Here is a 14,402-nt window from a genome sequence, read left to right as displayed (position 1 = left end):
GGGAGCGCGGACGTTAGAGGGCGCCGTCCGCGGCCAGGGTCACAAAGCTCGGATCGAAGCGCAGCTTCACGTTCTGCGGATCGCCGAGGATCTTGCCGCCGGGAAACTCGATGCCGATGTCGTCCACCGACTTGGCGCCCTGGCCGAAGAGCCCGGCCTGGAAGCTGAACTGGCGCACCTTGTCGTTGGCCGCGACGAGGTCGGGGCTGACGGTCGCGGCCAGGGCGTCCTTGGGCGAGTAGTAGAGGTGCGTGGTCTTCAGTTGGGCCTCGTAGCCGGCGAGGTCGGTGCCGGAGAGCTTGGCCATCGCCTCGCGGGCGGCGGCGCCGGCGGCGTCCTGCTGCTGCATCAGGGCCATGGTCTCGTACCAGATGCCGGCCAGCGCCTTGCCGAGGTTGGGGTTGGCCTTCAGCTCATCGGTCGAGACGATCAGCATGTCGAGGATCTCGCCGGGGATCTTGGAGGAATCGAACACCTCGACCGCGCCCGGCTGCTTCTTGATCTCGGAGAGCTGCGGGTTCCAGGGCACCACCGCCGTGGTCTCCGGCGCGGCGAAGGCGGCGACGATGTCGGCGTCGGAGGTGTTGACCACCTTCACGTCGCTCAGCTTCAGCCCGGCGGTCTCCAGGCCGCGGGCCAGGAGGTAGTGGGACACCGAGTTCTCCACCAGGTTCACCGAGCGGCCCTTGATGGCGGCGAGGGTCGCGCCGCCCTTCAGCACGATGCCGTCGTTGCCGTTGGAGTAGTCGCCGATCATGACGACGGTGGAGTCCTTGCCGGCGGCGGCGGGGATGGTCAGGGCGTCCATGTTGGTGGAGGTCACCCCGTCCAGCTTTCCGGCGGTGAACTGGTTCAGGCTCTCGACGTAGTCGTTCACCTGCACGAACTTGATCTTCACGCCGTACTTGTCGGACCACTTCTTCACGATCCCGGCCTGCTCGGCGTAGGGCCACGGCATCCAGCCCGCATAGATCGTCCAGCCGATCTGGTACTCCTTGCCCGCCGGCGCGCTCGCCTCGGCCTTCTCGGCCGGCTTCTGCCCGCAGCTCGCCAGGGCCAGGCCGCACACGGCGGCGGCGGCGGCGATACGCACACCCTTAAGCCATCCCATCATCGGATCCCCTTGCTCTCGGCGGGGCTGCTCTGCGTCCGCCCGTCGGTATTACAGACCGGCGCATTCGTAATAATCCAACAGGCGACCGCGCAGGATCGCCACCGCCGGCCACGGCGCCGAGAAAGCAGGCGCCGGCGCCTCGGATTGCGTGCGGGGCGGTCACAGGCGACGTCTGCGAGCCGGCGGCGGGCCCTCGCCGGGTGTTACGTCCGCGCGCCTTCGTAATATCCGGGCATGGAGGCAGCAGCGCCGTGACCGATCGCGATTTCCAGTCCGTTCCGGTGGTCGACATCGCCGACCTCGCCTCGCCCTCGCCCGAGGCGCGCCGTCTCGTCGCCGAGCGGCTGGGGGCGGCGGCGCGGGAGGTCGGCTTCATCTACGTCACCGGCCACGGGCTCTCCGAGACGCTCTTCCAGGATCTGCTGGTCGCGGCCAGGACGCTCTTCGCCGAGCCGCTCGAGCGCAAGATGGACTGGTACATCGGCCGCTCGGCGAACCACACCGGCTATGTGCCGGAGGGCGAGGAGGTGTTCGCCTCCGGCAAGATCGACCGAAAGGAAGCCTACGACATCAGCCTCGACTGCCCGCAGGGGGATGCTTCGGCGCCGATGCTGGGGGCCAACCTGTGGCCCGACCTGGCCGGGTTCAAGCAGGCGGTCTCGGCCTACTACGCCGCGGTCGCGGCCCTCGCCCGTCGGCTGTTCGCCGGCTTCGCCCTGGCCCTGGACCTGCCGGAAGACCACTTCGAGCCGCACCTGACGCGTCCGCCCAGTCAGCTTCGCCTGATCCACTATCCTTTCGACGCCGTCCCCTCGCCTGACCAGGAAGGGATCGGCGCCCACACCGACTATGAGTTCTTCACCATCCTGCGGGGCACCGCGCCGGGGCTGGAGGTGATGAACGGCCAGGGTCGCTGGATCGACGCCCCGCCCGTGCCCGGCGCCTTCGTCATCAACATCGGCGACATGCTGGAGGCGTGGTCCAACGGCGAGTTCGTGGCCACCTCGCACCGGGTGCGGAAGGTCGCCGAGGAGCGCTACAGCTTCCCGTTCTTCGCGACCTGCGACTATCACACCGTCGTGGCGCCCCACCCGCGGTTCGTCGGCCCCGGGCGGCCCGCCCGCTATCCGCCGATCGTCTCGGGCGAGCACCTCTACGCCCAGACGGTCCGCACCTTCGCCTATCTCAAGGCCCGCGGCGTGGCGGCGGCGGAGCAGGCCGCGCCGGCGTTCGGCCAGGCCGCCCGGCGCGCCGAGCGCGCCTGAGCGCGGCGTCAGGCCAAGCTTGGCCGTGTCGCCGGCGCCGCACCTTGCGCCCCTGCGGCGGTACGACGCCCACAAACCGCTTGTCCAGCCACGGAATCCTGCCCATGGGGTTGAGCCTGTCACAGATTAGTGGTGCAAGCGCCGCATCGCTGCCAATCCATCCGAACCCATGACCGAGCGCCCCCGTCGGCCCATCCTGCATCTCAAGCTCAATCCGGACCGCCCGCCGCCGATCCCGGCGGTTCCTGCGGCGCCGGTCAAGGCCGCCCCCGCCCGGCCCGCCAAGCCGGCGGCGCCTGCGCTGACGGGCGAGGTGTGGAAGTGCAAGCCCTGCGGCGCCGCCATCGCCCTGGCCGACATGCCGCTGGAGGGCGACGTGCGCTGTCCGGGCTGCAACGCCCGCCTGGGCAAGGCCGAGGATTTCCGCGCCGACCCGCCGCGCACCGAGCGGCTGAGGGCGCGCCTCTACAAGCGCTAGATCGATCCCGCCTGCGCCTCAGGCGTCGCGGGGCGCGTCCAGCAGCGCCTCAAGCGTGTCCAGGAGGCGTTCCAGCTCGATCGGCTTGGGCGACAGGGCGTCCATGCCGGCGGCCAGGTACTCGGCCTCGTGGTGGGCCATGGCGTTGGCCGTCAGGGCGATGATCGGCGTGCGGCGCCGTCCGGAGTCTTGTTCCCGTTCGCGGATCGCCCGAGTCGCGGTCGGACCGTCCATGACCGGCATCTGCACGTCCATAAGGATCGCGCTCCAGGTCTCCTGCTCCCAGGCCTGCAGCGCCTGCAGGCCGTCCGCGACCACCCGCACCTCGATGTCCAGTTGCTCGAGCAGGGTGCGAAGCACCAACTGGTTCATGGGGTTGTCGTCCACCGCCAGGATGCGCAGCCGTTCGCGGCGGGCCTCCAGCAGCGGCCGGGCGGCCGGATCGGCCGGCGCCGTGGCGTGCGGCGCCCGCGCCAGCGGCAGGCGGACGGTGAACACCGAGCCCTGACCCTCGACGCTGCGCGCCGTGATCTCGCCGCCCATCAGGGTCGCCAGTTCGCGGCAGATCGCCAGGCCCAGGCCGGAGCCGCCGAACCTTCGGGTGGTGGAGGCGTCGGCCTGGACGAACTTCTCGAACAGGGCGTCGAGCCGGTCCGCCGCAATGCCAGGACCGGTGTCCCGCACCTCGAGCGCCAGACGGCCCCCGTCCACGTAGGCTTTCACCTGCACCGAGCCCGCCGCCGTGAACTTCACCGCGTTGGAGGCCAGGTTGTAGAGAATCTGGCGTACGCGGGTGGCGTCGCCTCGCCAGGCGCCCTCGGCCTGCGGCTCGACAGCCACGGTGAAGGCGAGGTTCTTCTCCAGGGCCAGGCTCTCGAAGGTGCCGCGCACGCTCTCCAGCAGGCGGCGCACGTCGATGACCCCGTCCTCCAGCTCCAGCCGGCCCGCCTCGATCCGCGACAGGTCCAGAAGATCGTTGAGCAGGGCCAGCAGGGTCTCCCCGGCCTGGCGGATGACCGACAGCCGCTCGCGCTGGCGCGCGGGCAGGGCGTCGCGGGCCATCGCCTGGGCCATGCCCAGCACGCCGTTCAGCGGCGTGCGGATCTCGTGGCTCATGGTGGCCAGGAACGCCGACTTGGCGGCGTTGGCCGCGTCGGCCTCATCGCGGGCTTTCTTGAGATTGGCGTTCAGCTGGCGCAGCCGCCGTTCCGAGCGCTTCAGGTCCTCGATCGACTGGGTGATCACCACGCAGCGCACCGGCCCCTCGCCGGCGAAACGCGCCGCGCTCATGCGGAACCACTCGCCGCTGCGGGCGTGGTAGGCGCGCGAATAGGCGTCCTTTCGCCCGTCCAGCACCTTGCGCAGGCCGCGCTCGATCGCGCGCCCGTGCGCACCGGGCAGACGCGCGACGATCTCGAAGAGATTGCCGCCCATGGGGTAGACGTCCTCGCCGCGCAGGGCCGCGCCCAGCGCCTTGAACGCCCGGTTGGCGGCGACGATGTGTCCGTCCTGGTCGATGACGGTGAGCAGGGCCGGCACCCCGTCGACCACGCCCTGGGCGAAGCGCTGCTGTTCGCGCAACTCCTCGGTGGCGTTCCGCTGGGCGGTGATGTCCTGCGAGGCGCCGCGCACCGCCACGCAGACCCCATCGACGAACTCCGGCTCGCCGATGATCCGAAGCCACAGCGGCTTGCCGTCGCCGGCCACCGCCCGGGCCTCGAGGTCGACCATCCGGCCGGTCCGGATGCTCTCGCTGATGTGCGCCTCGACCCGGTCGCGTTCCTCCTCGGCGTAGAGGGTCAGGCTGTCCGCGGCGCTCTCCACCTGGCTCGGCCGGCCCAGCAGCTTCCACAGCTCGCCGCCCCAGCGAACCGTGCGGGTCTTCAGGTCGATGTCCCAGCCGCCCACCCGGGCCAGCCGTGCGGCCGAGCGGACGGCGACCGGCGTCGCCACGTTGCTCTGCTCGATCTGCGCCGAATGGATGTTCTCCACCAGCGTGCCCTGGAAACCCTCCAGGGCGCCGTCCGCGGCGTAGGTGGGCCGCACCTCCAGGTCGATCCAGAAGCGGCGGCCGTCCTTGCCCTGGTTCAGGATCTCGACCCGGAAGCCTTCCTGTGCGGCGATGCGCGCCGCCATCAGGTTCCGCGTCGCCGGGTCCGTCGCCTCGCACTGCAGGAGCTCGCCCGGACGGCGGCCGGCGGCGTCGTCCAGGGTGAAGCCGGTGATGGCGGTGAAGCCCTCGTTGACCCACTCCACCCGGCCGTCCGGATCGCACAGGATGACCCCATGGCGCGTGGTCTCGGCCGCCCGGGCCAGCCGGGCCGCGATCCTGGCGTCCGCGCCAGTCAGCGACTCACCGCGCCAATCGCCGTCCATGCCCCCCTCCTGAACCACCATCATGCCCGATGGAAGTGAAGAAAGGCGAAAGTGGACCTGGGCTTGCGGGCCGACGGATCAGTGGGCGGTGAGCGCCGCCTTCGGATTCTCGCGCTTGCCGGTGCGGCGCACGGGATTGACCAGCGCCGCGGTCAGCGGCGGGGCCTTGTTGCCCCAGGCCGTGCGGACGTAGCTGAGCACCGCGGCGATGTCTGCGTCCGACAGATCGTCGCGGAAGGCCGGCATCCCGCCCTTGCCGTTCAATACGATGCTCGCCGCGGCCGGCGCCGGGCCGAGGGCCACCTTGCTGCCGGCCAGGGCCGGAAAGGCGCCGGGAATGCCCTTGCCGGTCACCTGGTGGCAGGCCGAGCAGTTGTCGAGGAAGAGTTGGCGCCCGTCCGCGGCGGCGGCTCCCGAGGCGCCGAGCGCCAGGCCGGCGAAGGCCAGGGCCAGGGTTCTCATACGGATCATCTGCAGCTCCGGATTGTCTAAGCGCTCAGGCGGCGTGGACGCGCTGGTCCAGCTTGGCGATCTGCTGCCAGGCGGACTCGATGGCGCCGGCCTGCCAACCGGTCAGGTAGCTGAGGTGCTCGCCGGCCAGGTAGATCCGGCCGTCCGGCTCGCACAGCACCGGGTAGGCCTCGGCCCGGGCCTGCTCGTCCCATTGGGCCCAGCCGCCGAGGTTGTGCTCGATCCGGTGCCAGGAGGCGGCGAAAGCCGTCTCGAAGCTGTCCTTGTACTCGGGGAACACCTTCTGGCCGGTGGCCAGGGCCAGGGCGGCGCGGCCGGACACGTCCAGGGCGCTGACCTTGGCCGCGTTGGAGCCGAAGTTGTAGTAGCCGAGGATCACCCCTTTTCGGCCTTGCCAGCCGGTCGAAGGCAGGGAGATCGTCCCCACGTTCGGGTCGTCGGTATAGATGTGGCCGCCGTAGATGTGGTGGTTCTCCTCCCAGAAGCGGGTCTTCATCTGCAGCCCGATCTTGCCGACCAGCGAGTAGGAGACCGCGCCGATGGCGTCCTTGAACTTCTGCGAGACGCCGACGTCCATCTGGCGCAGCACCGATAGCGGGATGGTGCAGATGCAGTAGTCGGCCTGCAGGGTCGAGGTCTTGCCCGTCCCGTCCGTGTAGGTGACCGAGACGCCCGAGCCGTCCTGGCGGATCTGCTTCACCAGGCTGGAGTACTTGATCATCTGGCCGACGCGCTTCTCGAAGGCCTTGGGGATCTGGTCCATGCCGCCGATAGGCTGGAACATCGTGCGCTGCTGTTCGTACCCGGCGACCGAGGACAGGGTGCGCCAGGCGTTGGAATGCAGCACGTCGGTCATGGCGAAGGGCGTGGATTCCTTGCCCGGACCGGGGTCGGTCCCTGCACCCGGGTTCACCGCGAAGCCCCGCCCGTCGGTGCCCTTGTAGGCCAGATCCTCAGTCAGATAGCCCTCGCGGCGCAGGTAGGCGATGAACTGCTCGCGGTCCTCGGCGGTCATCTGCTGGTCCAGGGCGCCCTGCTTGACCTGCTTGGCGAGGATCTCGGCCGAGTAGCCGCGGATGTCGGCGGCCACCTGCCCCTTGCGCACCGGCTTGCCGGCCAGGGGGCCGGAGCCCTTTTCAAAGTAGACGTAGGCCGCGTCGTTGTCATTGACCACGACCTCCAGCGGCACGTTGAACTCCCGCGTGTAGTGCAGGGTCGAGCGGTGGTGATAGGGGATCCGCCAGGGCCCGTGGTTCAGGTAGAGCCCGTCGTCGAAGTCGCAGACCTGCTCTTCGCCGCCCAGTTCCTGCAGCTTGAAGCCTTTGCGCGCGGTCTGGCAGCGGCCGCCGGCGAAGCCGCGCGCCTCCAGCACGGTCACCTCATAGCCGGCCCTGGAGAGCTCGTAGGCCGAGGTCAGCCCGGCCAGGCCCGCGCCCAGAACCACCACCTTCTTGCCGCCGCCCCCGCCGAGGGTGGGGGGCCGCTCGCTGGCCGAGGCGATGCCGAAGCCCAGTGCGCTCATGCCCGCCAGCAGCAGGGCCGAGCCGCCCACGCCGCCCAAACGCTCCAGGAACATCCGGCGGGACATGCCGCCGAAGGCGCTGGCGAAGCTGTCGCTGTTCATGATTGGAAATCCAGGAATGGGGCCCGGGTAGACACCAGCGAGCCGTTGTTTTCACACAAAATGCAAGGTCCCGTCGCAGGGGCGGTAAGGTGGCGCGCGGCGCGGCGGATGAGGATTTTGGCCCAGCCCCCGCGTCGCCCGTGCAAGCGGTTGAACCCGCCCGGCCGCGTCGTCTCAAGCCCGGCGCCCGGCCGCACCCGGCCCGCGCCAATTCCGCCTCATCGAAGGGCAGTCACAGGCTCAGCTGTTCAAGAATCGGCCTCGGGAAGGCCTCGGGCGGCTATTGGCCGCCCAGCGCCCCGACCAGGCGGAAGATGGCCGGCAGCAACAGCACGCCGAGCAGGCAGGGAAAGATGAACAGGATCAAGGGCACGGTCAGCTTGGCCGGAAGCGCCAAGGCCTTTTCCTCCGCCCGCAGCATGCGCTTGGCGCGCATGTCGCTGGAGAACACCGACAGGGTCTCCCCCAGGCTGGTGCCCATGTCCTCGGCCTGGCGCAGCATGGTGGCCAGGGCCCGCGCGTCGTCGATGCCGAGGCGGTCGGCGAAGCCGAGCCAGGCTTCCTTGCGCGACTTGCCGGCGCGCAGCTCCAGGGTCAGGAACCGCAGATGGACGGCCAGGTTCGGGTAGCGGCGCACCAGCTCATCGGTCACCCGGCTCACCGCCGCGTCCAGGCTCAGGCCGGCCTCCACCGAGGCGACCAGCAGGTCCAGAAGGTCGGGGAAGCCCTCGGTGTACTCCAGCTCCCGGGCCTGGCGGCGCATCTTCAGCACCTGGTCGGGTCCCAGCACCGCCGCAGCCGACAGCCCTCCGGCGAGCAGCAGGGGGCCGAGCCCGCCGCCCTTCATCACCAGCGGCAGCAGCAGCACCGTGCCGATGGTCGCCACGATCAGCGCCGCCGCCCGGGCGCCGAGGTAGACGGCGGCCGACTCCCGGCTGAAGAAGCCGGCCCGCATCAGCTTGCTGCGCACCGCCGACAGCTTGGCCGGATCTTTCACCGCCGCCCGCTGGCCCATGCGCAGGAATCCCGCAGTGACCTTGCCGCCCAAGGTGTCGTCGGACCGGAAGGTGGCGGCGCGGGCGGCCTCGACCTGGGCGGTCAGGCGCGCGCGGCGCTGGGCGCGCATGCGCACCTCGCTGGACGCCACCAGCAGGGCGCCGCCGCCGGCGAACGCCAGCAACACCCCTGCGGCCAGGGTCAGGATCTGCTGAAGGCCGGCCGCGTCCATGCCTCAGATCCGCATGTTGATCATCTTGCGGATGACCATGTTGCCGATCAGCATCCACACGCCCAGGCCGGCCAGGCCCACCTGGATGAAGCGCTCGTGGATGACCTCGCCATAGAAATGCGGCGAGGTGATCTGGATGAAGGCCGCCGCCGCGATCGGCGCAGCGGTCAGGATCATCGCCGAGGCGCGACCTTCCGAGGACGCGGCCTTGATCTTCAGGCGCATCTTGTGCCGCTCGCGTACGGTCTGGGCGTTCAGCTTCAGGAGCCCGGTCAGATTGCCGCCGGCACGTTCCTGCAGGCGAACGGTGGCCGCGAACAGGTCGACGTCGGGGTGCTGGCAGCGCTCGCTTATCCGGGCCACCGCCTGCTCCAGGGTGGCGCCATAGGCGATCTCGTCGCCCGCCAGGCCGAATTCCGAGCCGATGGGATCGGGCATCTCGCGCCCCACCAGGGCCACGGCGGTCGGCACGGGGTGGCCAGCCTCCAGGCTGCGCACCACGATGTCCAGCGCCTGGGGAAGCTGCAGGCTGAGCTGCTTGGTGCGACGTCCGGCCATGAACTTCAGGAACCCGAACGGCCCGCCCGCGCCCAGCACGACCGCGCCCGCCGCCGCGCCCAGGAACTTGTGCGTCAGGAGAAGCCCCAGGATCGCCCCGGCGATCGCCGCTCCGGCCGCCGCCGCGGCCCAGACCTTGGGGTCGTAGGGCACGCCAGAGCGCAGGATCAGGTCGGACAGCCAACGCCATTGCGTCCCGCGCTCCCCCGTCGCGGTCAGGCCCCGCTGCTTGCGCAGCTCGACCACCAGTTCGGAGATGCCGCCGACGCGCTCGGCCACCACCAGGCGGCGGTTCACCTTGCGCTTGACGTCCACCACGCGCACCAGGCCGATCAGCGCCTGGGCCGCGGAGAACACCGCGGCGAACACCAGGATCAGATAGACGGCGCGCAGGTCCATGGCCGCCTCAGCCCAGGACCCGGGTGGGGTCGAAGTTGGCGGTGTCGTAGCCGATCCCGCGGCGCAGCATCTCGTCCAGGCAGCGCGGCCGCAGGCCCGAGGCGCGGAACTCGCCATGGACCACCCCGTCGGCCGAGGTGTGGGTGCGCTGGAAGGCGAAAATCTCCTGCATCTGCACGACCTGGCCTTCCATGCCGGTGATCTCCGACACGCTCATCACCCGCCGCTTGCCGTCGGACAGGCGCATCACCTGCACGATCATGCCGACGGCGGCGGCGATCTGGCCGCGCACGGCTTCGGCCGGCAGCTTCATGCCCGACATCGCCACCATCTGCTCTAGGCGGGTGATGGCGTCGCGCGGGGTGTTGGCGTGGATGGTGGCCATCGAGCCTTCGTGACCGGTGTTCATGGCCTGCAGCATGTCGAAGGCCTCCTCGCCGCGGACCTCGCCCAGGATCACCCGGTCCGGCCGCATCCGCAGAGCGTTCTTCACCAGTTCGCGCTGGCGGATTTCGCCCTTGCCCTCGATGTTCGGCGGCCGCGTCTCCATGCGCACCACGTGCGGCTGCTGCAGCTGCAACTCGGCGGCGTCCTCGATGGTGATCAGCCGCTCCTTGTGGCTGATCGCCGAGGACAGGGCGTTCAGGAGCGTGGTCTTGCCCGAGCCGGTGCCGCCGGAGATCACGGTCGAGACCCGCGCCTTCACCGCCCCCTGGAGGAACTCGGCCACGCAGGTGGGCATGGCGCCGAACTCGACCAGCTTTTCGAAGGTGTACGGCTTCTTGGAGAACTTGCGGATCGACACGCAGGCGCCGTCGATGGTGATCGGCGCGATCGCCGCGTTCACCCGGCTGCCGTCGGGCAGGCGCGCGTCCACCATGGGCGAGGACTCGTCGATGCGCCGGCCGACGCCCGCCACGATGCGGTTGATGATCCTGAGCAGGTGGTCGTTGTCGCGGAAGCGGACGGGGGTCAGCTCCAGCTCCCCACGCCGCTCCACATAGACCTGGAACGGCCCGTTGATCAGGATGTCGTTGATGCTCTCGTCCTTGAGCAGGGGCTCGATGGGACCCAGCCCGACCATCTCGTCGTAGACCGACGAGCCCAGCTCCTCCAGTTCCGAGGCGTTCAGCACCATGCGCTCGCCGCGCGCGAAGTCGGCGACCAGGCTCATCACCTGGCGGCGCAGTTCGCCCTCATCGAGCTTGTCCAGCTTGGACAGGTCCAGCTCGTCGATCAGCCGGCTGTGAAGCTTCAGCTTCATCTCCAGCATCTGCTGGCCCGCCGCAGGCTGCGGCGGGGGCGGAGGCGGGGCCGCGGCGGCCAGGATCTGGTCGGCTTCATCGGGCGCAGGCGGCGGCGGCGCGCGGTGCAGGGTGAAGCGTCCCATCAGGCGGCTCTCGGCGCGGCGCCCGCGCGCCGCTCCTCGCGGCCGGCGATGCGCTCGACCAGGGCGTCTACGTCGCGCACGATCTTCGACTTGGGCCGGTGCTGGCTGATCGGCCCGCCCAGGTTGACCGAGGCGGCGGCCGCGTCCCAGTCGGAGCTGACGCCGCCGTCGGCCTTGCGCTGCAGCGCCCGCTCGGCCTCCGCCAGCGACGGCGCGGCCCCGAACATCCGGCTGGCCAGGCGGTTCAGCACGATCCGCGGCCGCGCGCCGGTGGGCAGCGCCTGCTCGATCTCCTCGGACAGGGCGCGGGCGGCCAGCAGGGCCGGCACCGTCAGCTCGGAGATGATCAGCACCTCGTCCGAGCCGGCCAGCACCTCCAGGGTCCAGCCGCGCCGGTGGCGGGGCATGTCGACCACCACGTGGTCATAGGCCTCGCAGGCGATCTCCAGGATGCGCAGCACCGCCTCGCGGCTGATCTCGTCGAACCCCTGCGGGTCGCGGGGACAGGCCAGCAGGTCCAGCCCCTTGCCGATGGGCGTGGCGAAGGCGGCCAGCAGGGCCGCGTCCATGCGCTCGGCCGCCGGGCCGAACGAGGCCAGCCCCATCGCCGGCGTCGCGCCCAGATAGGCCGCCGTCGCCCCGTCGGCGAGGTTCAGGTCCACGAGGCAGACGCTGCGGTCCTTGCGGCTGCGGCGGGCGAGGGCGCAGGCGGCCTCGATGGCTATGGTGGTGGCGCCCGCGCCGCCCACCGCGCCCATGATCGTCCAGCAGCGCGAGCGGGGCCCCGCTGCGGCGCTCGCCTGCGCACCGGCCGCGTCCAGCAGGGCGTAAACCGCGTTAAGCAGGTCCTCGTCGCTGAAGGGCGTCTCCAGCACGTCCGACACCGGCAGGCGCAGAAGGGTGCGCACCAGGCTGGCGGGCAGGCGCGAGCCGAGCAGCAGGGTCGGCGGCGGCGCCCCCTGGGAGGCCAGTTCCGCCAGGGCGCTCGCCAGGGCCGCCTCGTCCGCCCCGTCGGCGTCGATCAGCAGAAGGTCGGTGGTCTCCGCCCGCGCCTCGCCCAGGCGCTCCAGCCGGCCCAGCTCCAGCGCCGCGCCGAAAAGCGGGCCCCGCGCAAGGGCGGGCAGGTCCGGTCCGATGGCCAGCACGCGCCGGCCGAGCAGGCTCCAGTGCGTCACGCCCGGCTACTCCGATACTTGTGGAACTCTGGGCCCGTCACGTCGTGGGCTCCCCGCCGACCGTCGGCTCCAGGAGCCGGTCCAGGGGCTGGCCGCCCAGCATGACCGAGGCCGCCGAGGGTTCGCGGCTGTTGGCGAACGGGGCCGGCGCCAGGGCGTTGACCTCGGCGGCCGAGGCCAGCCTTGGGGTGACGATGATGACCAGCTCGGTCTCCTGGCGCTTCCAGCGTGCAGAGCGGAACAGCATTCCCAGCACCGGCAGGTCGCCCGCGCCGGGCACCTTGCGCACGGCGTTGGAGTAGTCCTGCTGGAAGAGGCCGGCGATGGCGAAGCTCTCGCCGCTGCGCAGCTCCACCGTGGTCTCCGCCCGCCGCACCGTCAGGCTCGGCATGTCGTAGCCCTCGATCGTCAGGCTCGTGCGGCCGTCGATCTGGCTGACCTCCGGGCTCACCTGCAGGCGGATCAGGCCGTTGTCCTCGACCAGGGGCTGGAAGCCGAGCTTCACGCCGAAGGGCCGGAACTCGATCCCGACCTGGTTGTTGCCGGCCGGCACGGGATAGGGGAACTCGCCCCCGGCCAGGAAGCTGGCCTTCTCCCCGGACAGGGCCACCAGGTTCGGCCGCGCCAGGGTGCGCAGGATTCCCTTTTCCTCCAGCACCTGCAGGGTCACGTCCAGGCGGGCGGTGCCCACCGCGCCGCCCACGGTCAGGGCCGCCTGCGGGTCGGAGTTGCCCAGGAGCCCGGTCCCCGAGGCGAAGGAGAAGGTGGAGTTGTTGGCGGCGGCGATGTTGAAGCCCAGGTCCTGCAGCGCCGAGCGGCCCGCCTCGAGCACCCGCACCTCGAGCAGCACCTGCTGGGCCGCGCGCACGGTCAGAGCCGAGGTGACCGCCTCGGGCGCCATCTTTTCGGCCAGGCTCTTGGCTCGGGCCGCGACCGAGGTGTTCGACACCTCGCCGGTCAGGATCACCCCCTGGCCGAGATTGCGCACGGTGATCATCTCGCCCGGCAGGGCTGCGGCCAGGTCGGCCTGGATCGACTGCACGTCATGGCCGACTTCCACGTCGATCACTTCGTGCAGCACGCCGTTGTCGCCGTAGACCAGCAGGTTTGTCGAGCCCAGCGCCTTGCCGCGCACATAGAAGCTGCGATCGGTGGTGGCGACGATCTGCGCCGTCTCCGGCTGGGCCACCACGATGCGCGAGGCCGGGCCGTCCAGGCGGAAGGACAGGGATTTGTCCTTGGGCACGTGGATCGTGCGGCTGGTCGCCGCCTCGGTCGGGAAGGCGTCGGCGCCGGCCGGTCCGGCGCAGGCGAGGAGGGCCGCGGCGAGCGCGCCGGCGGCCACGAGCGGCTTGCGGATCATTGGCCTTCGCCCTCCACCACGGTGATCAGACGAGAGGCCCGCGGCGCGGGGGCCGCGGCGGAGGCCGGCGATCGAGCGCTGCGCGCCGGCGCGCCCGCGATGACTTCGCGGCTCTGCAGGGTGCGGACCTGCGCCACTTCGGTGGAGCCGGTGGGCCGAAGCGCCAGTGAAAGGGTGCCCATGTCCCCGGCGACGGCCAGCTTCTGGGCGTCAGCCATGGTGACCTCCAGGGTCGCGGTGTTGGGCATGGTCGGCTTGTTCGACGTCGGGTCCGCGTTCAGGTCCACGCCTAGGACCCGGATGTTCTGGATCACCACCTGGCTCACCAGCTGCTTCTGCACGTCGTCGGTGGACAGGTCGCGGGTCAGCACCACGTCGACGTGATCCCCGGGCAGGGCGTGGCCGCCCACGCCGGAGACGTCGGTGACGCGGATGGTGTAGGCCCGCATGCCCTCGGCGATCTCGGCGGCCACCGAGGCGCGCGCGCCGGGGCCGCTCAGCTTGGCCGGCAGCAGGGGCTCGCGCTCGGCCATCGGCGTGATGGCCACGGGCGGGCCGCCGTTGTCCTGCGAGAGCACCGCCTCGATCGAGCCGAACGCCCCTTCGGGCACGGCGCTTTGCGGATAGTGGACGAGCTTCAGGTGGCTGGCTTCGAGCCGTTCGCCATAGGGGATGGCCTTGGCCGCCACCACCACCGGCTCGCCGCGGGGCGGCGCCTGGACGGCCGCGCTCGCCGCCGAGGCGGCGGCCGCGGTCTTGTTCGGCAGCACCGCCTTGGCGACGACCAGGGCCGCCAGGCCCAGCAGGGCCGAAGCCCCCAGACTTGCAATCGTGACTACCCGCATCGCCCCCACGCTACGGACCGTTTGTGCGGCCTTCACGATACGGAGCGAGAACTTGCGCAACCGCGAACAAACGCGGTGAAGCCCCGTCAACCTTGACGAGAGATTGAGGCGGCCCC

12 protein-coding genes are annotated in these 14,402 nt (G+C 70.9%); 2 read left to right on the top strand and 10 right to left on the bottom strand.

Going from position 1 to position 14,402, the window contains the following annotated elements:
* Positions 1-13: 13 nt before the first annotated feature.
* Positions 14-1,114 (bottom strand): putative urea ABC transporter substrate-binding protein, encoded by a 1,101-nt coding sequence (locus tag ACK4YQ_RS00780; RefSeq protein WP_409607280.1) that lies wholly within the window; start codon positions 1,112-1,114, stop codon positions 14-16.
* A gap of 251 nt (positions 1,115-1,365) precedes the next feature.
* On the opposite strand from ACK4YQ_RS00780, the gene ACK4YQ_RS00775 reads away from it, so the two are divergent.
* Both ACK4YQ_RS00775 and ACK4YQ_RS00770 read left to right on the top strand, forming a co-directional pair.
* Positions 1,366-2,379 (top strand): isopenicillin N synthase family dioxygenase, encoded by a 1,014-nt coding sequence (locus tag ACK4YQ_RS00775; RefSeq protein ID WP_409607278.1) that lies wholly within the window; start codon positions 1,366-1,368, stop codon positions 2,377-2,379.
* A gap of 169 nt (positions 2,380-2,548) precedes the next feature.
* Positions 2,549-2,857, top strand: coding sequence for a hypothetical protein (locus tag ACK4YQ_RS00770; protein WP_409607276.1), 309 nt, complete (start codon positions 2,549-2,551; stop codon positions 2,855-2,857).
* A gap of 18 nt (positions 2,858-2,875) precedes the next feature.
* Here ACK4YQ_RS00770 and ACK4YQ_RS00765 read toward each other — a convergent pair whose 3' ends face one another.
* From ACK4YQ_RS00765 to cpaB, 9 genes are all read right to left on the bottom strand, one after another.
* Entirely contained in the window at positions 2,876-5,233 is a 2,358-nt protein-coding gene (locus ACK4YQ_RS00765; protein ID WP_409607274.1) for an ATP-binding protein, read from the bottom strand.
* 78 nt (positions 5,234-5,311) lie between these two features.
* Complete coding sequence (locus ACK4YQ_RS00760; RefSeq protein ID WP_409607272.1) at positions 5,312-5,704, bottom strand: c-type cytochrome; 393 nt, start codon at positions 5,702-5,704, stop codon at positions 5,312-5,314.
* Positions 5,705-5,729: 25 nt separating this feature from the next.
* Positions 5,730-7,328 carry a flavin monoamine oxidase family protein gene (locus ACK4YQ_RS00755; protein ID WP_409607270.1) on the bottom strand — a complete coding sequence of 533 codons (1,599 nt, stop codon included), beginning with the start codon at positions 7,326-7,328 and terminating at the stop codon, positions 5,730-5,732.
* 280 nt (positions 7,329-7,608) lie between these two features.
* The gene (locus ACK4YQ_RS00750; RefSeq protein WP_409607268.1) at positions 7,609-8,556 is read right to left on the bottom strand and encodes a type II secretion system F family protein; all 948 of its coding nucleotides are present in this window, start codon (positions 8,554-8,556) and stop codon (positions 7,609-7,611) included.
* Between the two features lie 3 nt (positions 8,557-8,559).
* Entirely contained in the window at positions 8,560-9,513 is a 954-nt protein-coding gene (locus ACK4YQ_RS00745; RefSeq protein ID WP_409607266.1) for a type II secretion system F family protein, read from the bottom strand.
* A 7-nt stretch (positions 9,514-9,520) separates the two neighbouring features.
* Complete coding sequence (locus ACK4YQ_RS00740; protein ID WP_409607264.1) at positions 9,521-10,903, bottom strand: CpaF family protein; 1,383 nt, start codon at positions 10,901-10,903, stop codon at positions 9,521-9,523.
* Positions 10,903-12,078, bottom strand: a complete 1,176-nt coding sequence (locus tag ACK4YQ_RS00735; protein ID WP_409607262.1) for a CpaE family protein — start codon at positions 12,076-12,078, stop codon at positions 10,903-10,905. The genes ACK4YQ_RS00740 and ACK4YQ_RS00735 overlap by 1 nt, the downstream gene beginning before the upstream one ends.
* A gap of 37 nt (positions 12,079-12,115) precedes the next feature.
* The gene (locus ACK4YQ_RS00730; RefSeq protein ID WP_409607260.1) at positions 12,116-13,441 is read right to left on the bottom strand and encodes a type II and III secretion system protein family protein; all 1,326 of its coding nucleotides are present in this window, start codon (positions 13,439-13,441) and stop codon (positions 12,116-12,118) included.
* Positions 13,438-14,286: a Flp pilus assembly protein CpaB gene (gene cpaB / locus ACK4YQ_RS00725; RefSeq protein ID WP_409607258.1), complete on the bottom strand. Its 849-nt coding sequence runs from the start codon at positions 14,284-14,286 to the stop codon at positions 13,438-13,440. Before cpaB ends, ACK4YQ_RS00730 begins: the two co-directional genes overlap by 4 nt.
* Positions 14,287-14,402 lie beyond the last annotated feature (116 nt).

Source organism: Phenylobacterium sp., assembly GCF_046291545.1.
Lineage (GTDB): Bacteria > Pseudomonadota > Alphaproteobacteria > Caulobacterales > Caulobacteraceae > Phenylobacterium.
Note: the sequence above shows the minus strand (reverse complement) of the source record. Positions and strands in the feature narration are given on the sequence as shown.

Excerpts from the sequence above, each read along its gene's own strand:
- ACK4YQ_RS00780 (WP_409607280.1), bottom strand. The coding sequence starts at position 1,114 with ATGATGGGATGGCTTAAGGGTGTGCGTATCGCCGCCGCCGCCGCCGTG.
- ACK4YQ_RS00770 (WP_409607276.1), top strand. The coding sequence starts at position 2,549 with ATGACCGAGCGCCCCCGTCGGCCCATCCTGCATCTCAAGCTCAATCCG.
- ACK4YQ_RS00765 (WP_409607274.1), bottom strand. The coding sequence starts at position 5,233 with ATGGACGGCGATTGGCGCGGTGAGTCGCTGACTGGCGCGGACGCCAGG.
- ACK4YQ_RS00760 (WP_409607272.1), bottom strand. The coding sequence starts at position 5,704 with ATGATCCGTATGAGAACCCTGGCCCTGGCCTTCGCCGGCCTGGCGCTC.
- ACK4YQ_RS00755 (WP_409607270.1), bottom strand. The coding sequence starts at position 7,328 with ATGAACAGCGACAGCTTCGCCAGCGCCTTCGGCGGCATGTCCCGCCGG.
- ACK4YQ_RS00750 (WP_409607268.1), bottom strand. The coding sequence starts at position 8,556 with ATGGACGCGGCCGGCCTTCAGCAGATCCTGACCCTGGCCGCAGGGGTG.
- ACK4YQ_RS00745 (WP_409607266.1), bottom strand. The coding sequence starts at position 9,513 with ATGGACCTGCGCGCCGTCTATCTGATCCTGGTGTTCGCCGCGGTGTTC.
- ACK4YQ_RS00740 (WP_409607264.1), bottom strand. The coding sequence starts at position 10,903 with ATGGGACGCTTCACCCTGCACCGCGCGCCGCCGCCGCCTGCGCCCGAT.
- ACK4YQ_RS00730 (WP_409607260.1), bottom strand. The coding sequence starts at position 13,441 with ATGATCCGCAAGCCGCTCGTGGCCGCCGGCGCGCTCGCCGCGGCCCTC.
- cpaB (WP_409607258.1), bottom strand. The coding sequence starts at position 14,286 with ATGCGGGTAGTCACGATTGCAAGTCTGGGGGCTTCGGCCCTGCTGGGC.